Source organism: Kribbella sp. NPDC051936 (genome assembly GCF_040680955.1).
Lineage (GTDB): Bacteria > Actinomycetota > Actinomycetes > Propionibacteriales > Kribbellaceae > Kribbella.
In genome coordinates this window covers 505,542-518,854 of record NZ_JBFAXS010000005.1, presented here as the reverse complement: position 1 = coordinate 518,854, position 13,313 = coordinate 505,542, and the positions used below count along the sequence as shown (strand labels likewise).

Here is a 13,313-nt window from a genome sequence, read left to right as displayed (position 1 = left end):
GGCCGTGCAGGACAAGGAATCACCCGCCAGAGGTGATTGGACGGTCGCCGACGTCCTCGACACTCTCGTCGGGCAGCAGCGCTCGCTGGTCGAGCACGTAGAGCAGGACGAAGCCGGGCACGACGATCAGCACTGCCAGCCCGACCGCCACGAGCAACGCGACCAGCGTGTCGTCGGGTGCGGCCGCCGCCGCGACGGTCAAGCTCTCCGGCAACAGGTACGGCCACTGGGCGATGCCCCAGGTGACGATGATCCCGGCCACTGCGAGTACGGCGAGGACCCGCGCACCGCGGGCGGCGTACCGCATCAGCAGCACCAGCGCGCCGAATCCGCACAGCACACTGAGGATCGCGGCGGGCAGCCCTCTCGACGTCATGCCGTCGAAGACGTGCGACGCCTTGGCGTTCAGGACGAACAGTGCGGCCACCGCGACCACCGCGGCGACGACGGCGCTCACCACGGCGCGGCGCCGGAAGTACTCGGCCATCGCGAACTGGCGGAAGTGGCGAGCGTCCCAGACCAGATAGACCGCGGCCAGGTACGCCGCCACGACGACCGCGAGCACGCCGGTGAGCAAGGACGTCGGGTTCAGCCAGCTGTCCACCGGGTCGCCGGCCTTGCCGCCCGATGGCACCTGCCCCGACGCGATGCCACCCGCGATCGCACCCATGCAGAACGGCACGAGCACCGACGACAACGCGAACGCCCCGCCGAAGATCCGCCGGAACCGCAGCGTCACGACCCCTTTGCGGAAGGCGAAACTCGCGCCCCGCAACACGATCCCGAGCGCGGCCACGGTCAGCGGGACGAACATCGTCAGCATGATCGACTGGTACGCCGCCGGGAACGCGGTCCAGGTGACGACGAAGATGAAGATCAGCCAGACGTGGTTCGCCTCCCACACCGGACCGATCGAGCGCTCGATCACCGCGCGCGGCTCCGCGCCGCGGTCCGGTCCGCCCGCGACGAGGTCCCAGAACCCGGCGCCGAAGTCCGCCCCGCCGAACACGGCGTACGTCGCCAGGGCGAGGAGCAGCACCACCGCGATCGTCGTACTCACGGCGTCCGCTCCTCGACCTGCTCGGCCGCCTCGACCTCGTCGGCCGTGACCGCCTCCGTCGGTCCGTACGGCGTGTCCCCCTCGACGAAGCCGCCCGCGCGGCGGAAGCGCCGGCTCATCCCGCGCAGCACCAGGATCAGCGTGACGCCGAGGGCGGCGTACAGCACGAAGACGCCGATGAAGGTGAGCCAGACACCGGTGTTCGCGGTCGCGGCCGCCTCGACCTTCATCCGCTGGTAGACGATCCACGGCTGCCGGCCGACCTCGGTGACGATCCAGCCGGCCTCCATCGTGATCACGGCGAGGACACCGGAGCAGGCCGCGGCGCCTAGGAACCACTTGCTCCGGGGCATCCGGCGGCGGACGAGCCAGATCACGCCGTACCAGACCGACAGCAGGAAGAGCGCGGTACCGATCCCGACCATGACGTCCCACGCGAGGTGGACGATGTTCGTCTCGTCGACGGTCGGGCGTTCGTCGGCCGGCACGCTGTTCAGCCCCTCGACGACGGTCGATCGACCGGTGCTCGGATCCGACAGCCAGGAGGCCAGACCCGGGATCGGGATGCCGCCGGTGACCTTGCCGGCCGGATTCAGCTTGCCGAGCAACCGCTCCGGTACGTCGGAACTCGTCGTCGGCACCAGCTCGATCGCGGCGAACTTCACCGGCTGGTTGTTGAACACCCACCGGGCCAGCGCATCGCCGACCCCCATCTGGATCGGCGTCGCCACCGCGGCGACCGTGAACGCGATCGTGAACGCGAGCCGGTGGTACCGGTCGTCCCGGCCGCGCAGCATCCCGGCGGCGTACACCGACGCGACCAGGAACCCGCCGACCAGGTACGCCGCGATCACCATGTGCGCGGCCTGCAACGGCATCGCGTCGTTGAAGATCACCTTGACCGGATCGACGTCGGTGATCTCGCCGTTCGCGTTCATCGTGAATCCGCCCGGGGCGTTCATCCACGCGTTCGCCGCGACCACCGAGATCGAGCCGAAGACGCCGGCGACCGGGATCGGTACGCCGGTCCAGAAGTGCGTCCAGGGTTTCAGCCGGCGCCAGCCGAAGATGTAGATCGCGACGAAGATCGCCTCGGTGAAGAAGAACAGGCCCTCGAACGCGAACGGGATCCCGAACGCGTCGCCCCAGGTGCCCATGAACCGCGGCCAGAGCAGGCCGAACTCGAAGCTCAGCACGGTCCCCGTCACCGCACCGACGGCGAACGTCACGGCCATGTACTTCGACCACCGCTGCGCGAGCAGCAGCGCGTCGTGGTCGTCGTGCCGTACCGCCCGGTAGTTGGCGATCAGGGTCATGAACGCCCAAGACACCCCGAGCGGCACCAGGACGATGTGGAAGGCGAGGGTGAACGCCATCTGCGACCGCGCCCACGGGACCGGATCCGCGGCGGCCGCGACGGCCAGACCGATCACGGTCTCCCCCACCATCATCGAGCCTCCCCTGCCCGCCGGACTCCTCCGGCCTCGACTCTGTCCGGTCCGAACGGCGCCCGGCATCACTCGCCCGGAGTGATTGGTCAGATCAGGTTCAGGTCCCACGCCCGGCGGACCGACTCGTTGCGGCTCGAGACCGACAGCTTCCGCAGGATGTTGCGGATGTGCGACTTCACCGTGTTGACCGAGATGAACAGTTCGGCGGCGATCTCGGTGGTGGTGCGCAGCGCCGCCAGCAGCCGCAGGACCTCGAGCTCCCGCTCCGACAGTTCCTCCACGATCGGCGCCGGGCCGTCCGACGGGTCCCCGGTCGTCAGCTCGTCCGGGCCGAGCCAGCCGGCCAGTGAGCGCAGCGCGGCGTCGTTGCGGATGATCGCCCGGATCCGGCCGGACGTGTGCGCGAACGGACGGCGAAGCCGCTCGGCGCGACCGAGCGACAGCGCCTTGGCGATGTCGGACCGGCCGTCGCGGACGTTCCCGTCGAGCCATTCGGCCAGTGCCTGGTCCAGGAGCTCCTGCATCTGCTGCGACGCGGTGATCGTCCCGCGCCCGGTCGTGTCGTGCCGCCCGGCCCGGTTAGGACCGACGCCTGCCGCCTCGGCGTCGATGGACCTGCGCAGCCAGCTGTCCGGCGGTTCCGGGTCCGCCAGCGCGCCGCGGGCGCCGATCCGGTCGCCCCGGTCCCGCATCAGCCGGACGCTCAGCAGCGAGAACATCGAGCTGAAGAGGTGGTCGCTGTGCGTCTCACGGAGCCGGCGAGCGCGGTCGAGGGACTGCTGCGCTCCGGCGAGGTCCTGACGCTCCAGCGCAACCCAGGCGTGCGCCAGATGTGTTGCGGCGGGACGCTCGGCCGCGGCGACGGACTCCGCAGCGAGGCGCTCGGCGGTGTCCGCGAGTCCTTGGGCGCGGGACAGGTGGCCCCGGCAGGCTTCGGCGAGCGCCAGCGTGGCAAGGCAGAGCAACCGGAGATCCGCGCAGTCACCCGTTGCGGCCGTCCGGACCGCGTCGGTGAGCACAGCACACGCGACATCGAGGTCGCCGCCCCGCAGATGCGCCTTGCCCTCCGCGCCCAGTACCAACGCGTTCAGTACTGCGTTGCCGTGCGCGGCCAGTTCCTCCCGTTGCGCTCGGGCGGCGAGCAATGTCTGGTCGACACTGCCCGACTTGTCGTACAGCAAGGTGGTCACGGCAGCGGCCGACGCCGACCAGTCACCGCTGACGGGGTGGTCCACCGCGCAGTCCGCGAGGAGCTGCCTGGCTGCGGTGACGTCGTCGTTGGCGACGGCGATCGCGGCGCGCACGAGCTGTACGTCGACGGAATCCACGGCCGGCATGTCCGACAGGCCACGGGCCAGCTCCGTGCCGACTCCGGTCCGCAGCAGCAGGTCTCCGACGCCCAGCCCGGTGACCACGAAACCGGCGGCGCGCTCCCAGTCGCCCGTCTCGGCGGCATGGCTGACGGCCTGCACCAGTCGGCCGTTCGCGCCGTACCAGTCCGCGGCCCGCCGCCGGAGGTCGTCGATCGCGCCGGGCAGGGTGCGGGCGAGCTCGGCGCGGAGGAACTCCCGGACGAGCCCGTGGATCCGGTAGTGGCCGTGCACAGGTTGGACGAAGGTGTTGCCGATCGCCATCCGCCGCAGCACGCTGTCCGCGTCCGGGCGATCCGCGAGCGCGGCAGCGAGCTCTGCCGGAAGTTCGTCCACCAGGCTGATCCTGAGCAGGAAGTCCCGATCGTCCCGGTCGAGACCGGCGAACACCTCGGCAGCCAGGTAGTCGGCCGCGAACCCCGTCGGCAGGGTCTTGTGGTCGCCGGCCCACAGCGCGAGCGCTGCCAGCCGCACGCCGGCGGCCCAGCCCTCGGTCCGTTCGAACACCTCCTGGACCGCCTCCGGCGCCTCGATGTCGTGGACGCCGAGCAAGGCCCCGACTTCCGCGGCGGTGAAGGCGAGGTCGTCGGAGCGGATCTCCGAGACCGTCCCCTCGAGTCTGAGCCGGTGCAGCGGCAGCGGCGGATCCGCCCGGGTCGTCATCAGCACGCGGAGCCGGTCCCCGGCCGCGTCGAGCAGCCTGCCCAGCTGCTCGAACACCACCTGGCGCCGTACGCGGTCGGCGGCGTCGAGGACGAGGACCACCGGTTCGTCCAGCAGCAGCAAGTGCGCGGACAGTGCCTCGACGTCGGTCAGGTGCGGATCGTCGGCGTCCAGAACACCGGCGCCCGCGAGCGCACTGCACACGTCCGGGATGAACGTGTCGTCACGATCGGACAGTGAGAGCCAGGCGACCGGCGTCTGTCGGTGGTGCCTCGCCCAGGCTGCGGTGAGCACCGTCTTGCCGGAACCGGCACCGGCGCTCACCAGCGTGAGCGGGGCCTCGCGGACGCCCCGCGAGATGAGATCGAGCAACCGCGGCCGCTGGACGACCCGGAACGGCGGCGGCCCCGGTGGACGGATCCGGTCGGGCGGGACGGCCGAGACGGTCACGCGTCTGAGACCGTACGTACCCGCGGTGTGTTGTCCGATGCGCTCCGTCCGCAAGTCTGCCCTCATATCCCCCCGGCCTCTCCCCACAGCCTGCTGCACACGTCCGGCACGACCCGGACGATGTGAGCGGTCTTCGTTCGACTGTGGATTCGCCGCTGACCCCGCGGCATCGCCCACACTGGGTGAAACCACGATCGCGGAACACACGCTGTTCGCGGGGCCTCACAGCCGCGTTATGTTGCAGAGGGACGAGCGGAGTGGCGCGCTGTCACTGATCGGGTCGCCAGGTTGCTGGGGCAGCACGAGGTTGAGGTTGGCGCTGCCGGGGCCCTCGACCGGGTAGCCAGGGAGATCGAGGTCAGCGCAGCCCTGCCACCAGCCGTGCTGGCCGCAGACCACCGACGGGTCGAGGCCGGCGTTGAACTTGGCGCGGGCCCGGACGCTGCCGGCCGGAGTGGAGATGCGAACCCAGTCGCCGGCTGCAATCCCACGCGCAGCGGCCGTGTCGGGGTGCAGCTCGACCTGCGGGTCCGGCGTGGACTTGCGGAGGGCCGCGATGCCGCGATGCTGCGACTCGCAGAACCACAGCGACTTCGCACACGTGAGGACGAGCGGGAACTCCGCGGCCAGCTCGGGGCGGGACCGCGGGCTGGTGGCCGGCTCGGAGTACGCCGGGAGCGGCGGAGCACCCGCGGCCCCGAGCGTCTCGGAGTACAACTCGATCTTGCGGGTCGGCGTGCGGAAGCCGGTGTCGCGATACTTTCGGTACGCCGTGGTGAGCGGGACGCGGACGCCCGTCGGGTTGTCCCGCAACTGCTCCAGCGTGATACCGGCCGGCTCCAACTGGTGGCGGAACGCGGCCTCGATGTCCCCGCCGAAGAACTGGTCCCCGACGCCGAGGCGCTCGGCCAGCGCGAAGACGATCTGCAGGTCGGAGCGGGCTTCCCCGCGCGGCGCCGCCAACGGGGTGCGCAGCTGGACGAGCGACTGCGCGTCCTGGCTGGTCTCGAAGCCGATCCGCAGCGCCTCGGCCTCGAACGCGGCGGCCACCGGCAGGACGATGTCGGCGAGTTCGGCGGTCGGGTTCAGGAACAGGTCCGCGTGCGCCACGAAATCGACGGCGGCGAGTGCCTTCCGGCCGCGCGCGGTGTCGCCGTGGGCCATCACCAGGTTCGCACCGAACGTCAGCAGCGCCCGGACGCGACCGTCGAGCGCGGCCTCGTACAGGGCCGACCCGGTGACGAAGCCGAGCCGAGCCGGGCCGAGCGGGCGTTCAGTGAACCCGAGAGTCTGCACCTGCTCTGCCGGCGCGGTCCTCGGCGCCACCGGGTTCGATGGGACCGCCGAGAACAACACGTTGCCACCTGGAGCGTCGAGGCAGCCGGTCAGTGTGTAGAGCACGTCGATCGCACGGACCGTCTGCGTGACGTTGCTGTGCTGCTCGAGTCCGCTCCACGTGTAGAAGGCGACCGGGCGGGACTCCCACAGGGTCCGCGCACACGCCTCGATCTCCTCCGCCGGCACTCCTGTCAGGTCCTCCGCCGCTTCCGGCGTCATGCGGGCACACTCCTCGGCCAGTACGGCGAACACAGGGCGGCACACGACCGGCCCGGCGGCCGTCGGCACGAGATGTGTTCCGGCGAGGTCCAACTGCGACTCGTCGACCTCGTACCGGCCTGCTGAGGGGTCGTACCGGACCGGGTGACCCGCCCACGCGACGTACCCCGCCGGATCGCCGTCCGCGCGGAGCAACTGCCCGGTGTCGCTGCGGACGAGCAGTGGCGCGTTCGTCCAGCGTCGTACGAAGTCCTCGTCGTACCAGCCGCGCGTGATCATCACCTGCGTCATCGCCAGGGCCAAAGCGGCGTCGGTCCCGGGCCGGACCCGCAGCCAGTGATCCGCCTTGCTCGCCAGTCCGGCGCGCCGCGGGTCCACGACGACGAGCTTGGCTCCGCGGCGCAGCGCGGCGGTCGTCGCCGTGGCGTGCGCCAACCGCGCCACCGACGGGTTGTAACCCCAGAACAGGATGCAGCCGGCGTTGTCGAGATCAGGCATGTACGCCGCGGGAACCGGCGCGCCGAACGTGAACAGCGGCGCACCCATCCGGCCCCACGCGCAGAGTTCCATGTAGACCGCGAAGTTCGGGCTCCCGACGGCGCGCCGCAGCCTGTCCACCCAGTCGATCGAGTCGGACATCGCCGACGTCGACGGGGACGCGCTCGCGAACACGACCGATTCCGGGCCGTACTCGCGCGCGGCGGCGGTCAGCCTCGCGGCGATCGTGTCCAGCGCCTCGTCCCAGCTGATCCGCTGCCAGCCAGGGTCCGCGGCGCCCTTCGGTGCGGTACGTCGGACCGGGTACAGCAGCCGATCAGGATGGTTCAGCACGGCGGGCGCCGCCTTGCCCTTGATACAGACGGCCTGCCCGGTCGGATGCGACGGATCGGGTTCCAGAGCAACGAACTCGCCGTCGTCGAGGACCGCGGTCGCGCCGCACTTGGACACGCACAACGGGCAGTAGGTCGGAACCCGGCGTACAGCACCGCCCATGGCCGCCACCTCCCTTGATTCGCACCGCTAGAACCGATGGTGGCACCTGTTAAGCTCGGTGTCGTGGAGATCGAGGTCGACAGAATCTAGCCACCGGACCGCCGGTGGCTTTCAGTTGCGTCCGACCCGTGCTGTCCCGCGGTCCGCCTGAGCCACGTCCGGCCTGTCCGCTTCGCGCCGACCTGTTCCCCGGGTCCGGGCGTTCCGACGCGCGTGACCTCGATCCACGAAAGCACACCTATGTCTTCCAAGTCCGCAATCACGCTGCGCGAGCTGACCTTCGAGTGGCCGGACGGCGTTGTCGCGCTGTCCGGCGTCAGCGGCACCGTCAACGCCGGCCGGACCGGTCTGATCGGGCGCAACGGCGCCGGCAAGTCGACCCTGCTGCGGTTGATCGCCGGCCTGCTCCGACCGGCGTCCGGGCAGATCGACGTGAGCGGCGAGGTCGGGTACCTGCCGCAGACGCTGACGCTGCGCCAGGACGCCACGATCGCCGAGCTCCTCGGGGTAGACGCGATCGTCGCCGCGATCCGCGCCATCGAGGCCGGTGACGCCGACGAGCGCCACTTCGACACGATCGGCGACGACTGGGACATCGAGGCCCGCGCCGGCGAGGCGCTCGACCAGCTCGGGTTCTCCGCCGCCGACCTCGACCGCCGCGTCGCCGAGGTGTCCGGCGGCGAGGCGATGCTGATCGCGATCACCGGGCTGCGCGTCCGCCGTACGCCGATCACGTTGCTCGACGAGCCGACCAACAACCTGGACCGGCCGACGCGCGCCAAACTCGCCGAGTTCGTCGACAAGTGGCCCGGGACGCTCGTTGTCGTCAGCCACGACCTCGAGCTCCTGGAGCACATGGAGAACACCACCGAGCTGTACGACGGCATGCTCAGCACGTACGGCGGTCCGTACAGCGCCTGGAAGGAGCACCGGGAGCAAGAACAAGCGGCCGCGCTCCAAGCCGCACGGTCTGCTCAGCAGGCGCTCAAGGTGGAGAAGCGGCAACGCGTCGAGGCAGAGACCAAACTGGCCCGCCGCGAACGCACCGCGAAGAAGACGCAGCAGCACGGCGGCATACCGAAGATCCTGGCGGGCAACCGCGCGAGCAAGGCACAGGCGTCGGCCGGTGCGATGCGTTCGACGCTGGACGACAAGGTGCAGTCGGCCCAGGCAGCGGTCGACGCCGCAGACGCCCGGGTACGCCAGGAGGAGCACATCAACCTCGTGCTCCCTGATCCCGACGTGCCGCGCGGACGGCGGATCGCCGAGCTGTTCGACAACGGCCGCACTGTCGTGATCCAGGGCCCCGAGCGGGTCGCGCTGGTCGGCGCGAACGGCAGCGGAAAGTCGACGCTGATCAGTCAGCTGGTCAACGGGACGGCTGCGACGCCCGGACGACCGCACGGGAAGCTCCTGACCGATCTGGTCGGCTATCTCCCGCAGCGCCTCGACGGCCTCGACGACGACGCGAGCGCACTGGCGAACGTGCAGGCCCTCGCTCCGCAGACGCCAGTCGGCACGATTCGCAACCAGCTCGCGCGTCTGCTGCTCCGCGGCGACAGCCCGGACCGTCCGGTGCGCACGCTGTCGGGTGGGGAGCGTTTTCGCGTCTCACTCGCCAGACTGCTGCTCGCGGAGCCGCCGGCGCAGCTGCTCGTACTGGACGAGCCCACCAACAACTTGGACCTCACGAGCGTGGAGCAACTCGCGGAGGCTCTCGACGCGTACCGCGGTGCTTTGCTCGTCGTCAGCCACGATTTCGCGTTTCTGGAACGGATCGGCGTCGACACGGTCGTCGAGCTCGATGGCGACGGCCGGATGCACCAGCGGCGCGACCTCCGGCGTTGACCGGAAAGCCGCAGGTCAGAGGGTTGTCGCGCGGTCTTCAGGGGCGGTCCGACGAGGGCTACGCTCGACACAGGGCGTAGCCCCCTGGGGGCCTGTGGGTTGCGCCGGACCTTCGAGGGGAGAGCGGTGGCATGACCACGTTCACGGTGTGGAAGTTCGATGACCCGGACGGCGCCGACAAAGCCGTCCGGATACTGAAGGGGGCCAGTGCGGACGGGTTGGTGAAGATCCTCGACCACGCGGTGGTCAGTTGGCCGAAGGGCCAGTCGAAGCCGACGACGCACCAGAGTCACGAGGAGACCTGGCGAGGGACCGGGTGGGGCGCGTTCTGGGGCCTGCTGCTCGGCGCACTGTTCTTCGTACCGCTGATCGGCGGCGCCGTCGGAGCGGCGATCGGCGCGATCAGCAAGGCGACAGAGGACGTCGGCATCACGAAGGAACAACTGCACAAGATTCACAGCGAAGTGACGGAAGGAACCTCGGCCCTGTTCGTCGTCACCGACCAAGGTGACCTCGATCGGCTGGGCGAGCGGTTCCACGGCCTGGGGATCAAGCTGGTCGACACCAACCTCACCGAGGGCGAGCGCGAGATCCTGCTGGAGACCTTCGGAACGCACTGACCCCACGATCTCTCAGGGAGTTCCTAACCACTTCTCAGCGTTCTTTCGGGGCCGCCGGCGGATCCTGTTCGTCCTACCTGTACCTGGCGAGTGCAGGAAGGACATGCATGGTGCATACGGGACTTGTCGAAGGAGTGCTGCGGGGACGAGAGCTGCGGTATGCGGTCGACGCGGTCGTACTGCTGGCCGGAATACCCGGCGCGGGGAAGAGCACGCTCCTGCGCCGGGTGTTCGCCGGCAACGACGACGTGCGCGTGTACGACTCCGCGCACATCCGCGACCGGTGGATGCCGGTCCTGGGAGTCCTCCCCTACGCCCTGTGGCGCCCCCTGGTGCATCTCGTGTACTACGTGACGCTCTTGACGGCTATGCGCCCCGGAGGCGGCCCGCTGGTGATCCACGACTGCGCCACCAGGCCGTGGGCGCGGACCCTGATCGGATGGCGCGCCCGCCAGGCTGGCCTGCCGCTGCACCTGATCCTGCTCGACGTACCGGGCGACGTGGCCCGCTCGGGGCAGCGGGCCCGTGGCCGCGTCGTACGGTCGGCCAGCATGGAGACGCATTGTCGACGCTGGCCGGACGTGGTCCGGAAGGCGGCGAGCGACCCGGGCCGCGTCGTACCTGGTGCACTGTCCGCAGTCGTTCTGACCAGACGGGAGGCCGAGCAGGTGGAGCGGATTACGTTCGGTGATCTGCGCCTACGGTCTGGTTGCAACTGACTTCAGGCGGGAACATGTGCACTGTCGGCGGTGCTCACCCCTGACAGGCGCCGACGACATTCCAGGGACCCCGCCCACACGGTCCCGCGATGTCGCAGGAGGAACAGTGAGGATCGAACGTACGTCACGCGTGCGCCGTACCGTCCAGCTCCTGGCCGCCGTCAGCGCGGTCGCAGCATCCCTGTACGCCGTACCGGCGCAAGCCAAGGCTCCGTCACCGGCCGCGCGGCTGGCCGCGGCGCAATCCGCGGTCGAACGGTCCGGCGTCGGCGGCGTCGCCTGGTACACCGACGCGGCCGCCGGCAAGGTCGTGGTGACGGCAGACAGCACGGTCTCTGCCAAGGGACTTGCGGCGCTGCAGCACGACGGTGTGCAGGTCAATCGCACCAACGGAGTGTTCAAGCCGCTGCTCTCGGCCGGTGATGCGATCTACGGCGGGCAGTACCGCTGCTCGCTCGGCTTCAACGTGCAGAAGGGCGGCAGCTACTACTTCCTCACCGCCGGGCACTGCGGCAAGGTCGCGAAGGAGTGGTTCACCAACTCCAACCACAGCACCCTGATCGGCCCGACCATCGGCTACAGCTTCCCCGGCAACGACTACGCCCTGGTGCAGTACACCAACACGTCACTGAGCCACCCGGGTGGCTTCACGGTCGGTGACGCGGTTGTCGGTGAGACCGTCACCCGCAAGGGCTCGACGACCGGCATCCACAGCGGCAGGGTCACCGCACTGAACGTCAGCGTCCGCTACCAGGGCGGCGGCAAGGTCGACGGCATGATCCAGACCACCGTCTGCGCCGAGCCGGGCGACTCCGGCGGCCCGCTGTACGACGGCACGAAGGCACTGGGCATCACGTCCGGCGGCAGCGGCGACTGCCGGACCGGAGGGACGACGTTCTTCCAGCCCGTCCGCGAAGCCGCGAACGCGTACGGCGTGACGATCTTCTGATCGTCGTTTCCTGAGGACGGACCGGCCGGTCCGCCGGTCCGTCCCGAAAACTGTCGGTGCCGCCTGATTGAGTCGTTCCTCTCGATGGGGAGGAGGAGCTGGGATGAAGATTCGAGTCGGGCGCGAGGTGCTGGCCGAGGCCGTCGGATGGGTTGCGCGCGGGCTGCCGAGCAGGCCGAGCGTGCCGATCCTGGCCGGGATGCTGGTCGAGGCAGCCGACGGTCAGGTGACGGTGTCCGGGTTCGACTACGAGAGCTCGGCGCAGGTCAGCGTGCCGGCCGAGGTGGCCGACGAGGGACGGGTGCTGGTGTCCGGGCGGTTGCTGTCGGACATCTGCAAGAGCATGCCGCGGGACTCGGTGGATCTGAGCGGCGAAGCGGCCCGGGTCCAGGTGAGCAGCGGGGCGGCCCGGTTCGTGCTGCACACCTTGCCGCTCGACGAGTATCCGCCGCTCCCGGAGGTCCCGGCGGCGAGCGGCATCGTCGACGCGGAGGTCTTCATGCGCGCCGTCGCGCAGGTGGTGAGCGCGGCCGGCCGCGACGACACGCTGCCGGTCTTCACCGGGATCCGGCTGGAGATCCGCGGATCGACCATCTCGCTGCTGGCGACCGACCGCTACCGGCTGGCCGTCCGGACCGTCCCGTGGCAGCCCGTCGATCCGGCCCTGGAGACGAACGCTCTGGTTCCCGCGAAGCTGCTCGCCGACGTCGCCAAGGCGATGTCCGGGCACGACATCACCCTCTCGCTCGGTTCGACCGGCGCCGGGGACGGCTTGATCGGGTTCGAGGGCGGCGGGCGGCATGCGACCAGCCGGCTGATCGACGGCGAGTTCCCGAAGGTGCGCGGCCTGATCCCGGCCGAGAGCGCGATCACCAGCACCGTCACAGTCCAGACCGCCGCGCTCGTCGAGGCCGTCAAACGGGTCGCCCTGGTCGCCGAGCGGTCGGCGCCGGTCCGGCTGACCTTCGCGGACGGCACGGCGACGCTCGACGCGGGCAACGGCGAGGAGGCACAGGCGTCCGAGTCCGTCGAGGTCACCCTCAACGGCGATCCGGTGGTGACGGGGTTCAACGCCGGCTACCTGCTCGACGGGCTGGCGTCCCTGGGCGCGCCGATCGCGCACTTCGCCTTCACCCAGCCCACCAAGCCGGCCAACCTGACAGGCCTCAGCTCCCCCGAGGACACACCGCCGTCCGACGCCGCCTACATCCTGATGCCGATGCGTCTCCCGACCTGACGTCAAACCGCCGTTTTCGGCTCCGACCACCCGGCAAAGGACCGAGCGGAGGAGTAGCAGATGGAGTTCGAGCGGCACTGCGAGCTGATCGTCGAGCAGACGGAGTTGCCGGCCGGCCACCTGGGCACGGGCAACGACCTGAGCACTGATGAGCTGACCGGGTGGATCGTCGACGGAGCCAATGAGCTGGCCGAGGCCCTGCGCACGGCCGGCCCCGACGTACCGATCCGGATGCCGGTCGATGAGCCGACGACCCGGTTCACCGCGCGTCGGATGGCGCACGAGACCGTCATGCATCGCGCCGACGCCGCGCTGGCGCTCGGGACGACGTACGAGCTGGATGCCGACGTCGCGACCGATGGGATCGACGAGTGGATGGAGCTGGGCGCGCTCCCG

9 protein-coding genes and 1 pseudogene are annotated in these 13,313 nt (G+C 70.2%); 6 read left to right on the top strand and 4 right to left on the bottom strand.

Going from position 1 to position 13,313, the window contains the following annotated elements:
• Positions 1–19: 19 nt before the first annotated feature.
• The 4 genes from AB0L64_RS20175 to AB0L64_RS20160 form a co-directional block, all read right to left on the bottom strand.
• The gene (locus tag AB0L64_RS20175) at positions 20–1,060 is read right to left on the bottom strand and encodes a cytochrome d ubiquinol oxidase subunit II (protein WP_363712071.1); all 1,041 of its coding nucleotides are present in this window, start codon (positions 1,058–1,060) and stop codon (positions 20–22) included.
• Entirely contained in the window at positions 1,057–2,511 is a 1,455-nt protein-coding gene (locus tag AB0L64_RS20170) for a cytochrome ubiquinol oxidase subunit I (RefSeq protein WP_363712069.1), read from the bottom strand. The genes AB0L64_RS20175 and AB0L64_RS20170 overlap by 4 nt, the downstream gene beginning before the upstream one ends.
• Before the next feature lie 86 nt (positions 2,512–2,597).
• On the bottom strand, positions 2,598–4,994 hold the full coding sequence (locus AB0L64_RS20165) for a LuxR C-terminal-related transcriptional regulator (RefSeq protein WP_363712067.1): 2,397 nt from the start codon (positions 4,992–4,994) through the stop codon (positions 2,598–2,600).
• Between the two features lie 222 nt (positions 4,995–5,216).
• On the bottom strand, positions 5,217–7,544 hold the full coding sequence (locus AB0L64_RS20160) for a molybdopterin-dependent oxidoreductase (protein WP_363712065.1): 2,328 nt from the start codon (positions 7,542–7,544) through the stop codon (positions 5,217–5,219).
• A gap of 240 nt (positions 7,545–7,784) precedes the next feature.
• Here AB0L64_RS20160 and AB0L64_RS20155 point away from each other — a divergent pair, with 240 nt between their 5' ends.
• The 6 genes and pseudogenes from AB0L64_RS20155 to AB0L64_RS20130 form a co-directional block, all read left to right on the top strand.
• Entirely contained in the window at positions 7,785–9,392 is a 1,608-nt protein-coding gene (locus AB0L64_RS20155) for an ABC-F family ATP-binding cassette domain-containing protein (protein WP_363712063.1), read from the top strand.
• A 131-nt stretch (positions 9,393–9,523) separates the two neighbouring features.
• The gene (locus AB0L64_RS20150) at positions 9,524–10,012 is read left to right on the top strand and encodes a DUF1269 domain-containing protein (protein WP_363712061.1); all 489 of its coding nucleotides are present in this window, start codon (positions 9,524–9,526) and stop codon (positions 10,010–10,012) included.
• 107 nt (positions 10,013–10,119) lie between these two features.
• Positions 10,120–10,731 (top strand): AAA family ATPase, encoded by a 612-nt coding sequence (locus AB0L64_RS20145; protein WP_363712059.1) that lies wholly within the window; start codon positions 10,120–10,122, stop codon positions 10,729–10,731.
• Between the two features lie 106 nt (positions 10,732–10,837).
• Positions 10,838–11,680, top strand: coding sequence for a S1 family peptidase (locus AB0L64_RS20140; RefSeq protein ID WP_363712057.1), 843 nt, complete (start codon positions 10,838–10,840; stop codon positions 11,678–11,680).
• A 103-nt stretch (positions 11,681–11,783) separates the two neighbouring features.
• On the top strand, positions 11,784–12,917 hold the full coding sequence (gene dnaN, locus AB0L64_RS20135; RefSeq protein WP_363712055.1) for a DNA polymerase III subunit beta: 1,134 nt from the start codon (positions 11,784–11,786) through the stop codon (positions 12,915–12,917).
• A gap of 60 nt (positions 12,918–12,977) precedes the next feature.
• Positions 12,978–13,217: pseudogene (locus tag AB0L64_RS20130) on the top strand (maleylpyruvate isomerase N-terminal domain-containing protein); the annotation flags it as partial.
• Between the last annotated feature and the right edge of the window lie 96 nt (positions 13,218–13,313).

What these genes read in the sequence shown, in the direction of transcription:
- AB0L64_RS20160 (WP_363712065.1), bottom strand. Translation starts at nt 7,544, where the DNA reads ATGGGCGGTGCTGTACGCCGGGTTCCGACCTACTGCCCGTTGTGCGTG.
- AB0L64_RS20145 (WP_363712059.1), top strand. Translation starts at nt 10,120, where the DNA reads ATGGTGCATACGGGACTTGTCGAAGGAGTGCTGCGGGGACGAGAGCTG.
- AB0L64_RS20150 (WP_363712061.1), top strand. Translation starts at nt 9,524, where the DNA reads ATGACCACGTTCACGGTGTGGAAGTTCGATGACCCGGACGGCGCCGAC.
- AB0L64_RS20170 (WP_363712069.1), bottom strand. Translation starts at nt 2,511, where the DNA reads ATGATGGTGGGGGAGACCGTGATCGGTCTGGCCGTCGCGGCCGCCGCG.
- AB0L64_RS20155 (WP_363712063.1), top strand. Translation starts at nt 7,785, where the DNA reads ATGTCTTCCAAGTCCGCAATCACGCTGCGCGAGCTGACCTTCGAGTGG.
- dnaN (WP_363712055.1), top strand. Translation starts at nt 11,784, where the DNA reads ATGAAGATTCGAGTCGGGCGCGAGGTGCTGGCCGAGGCCGTCGGATGG.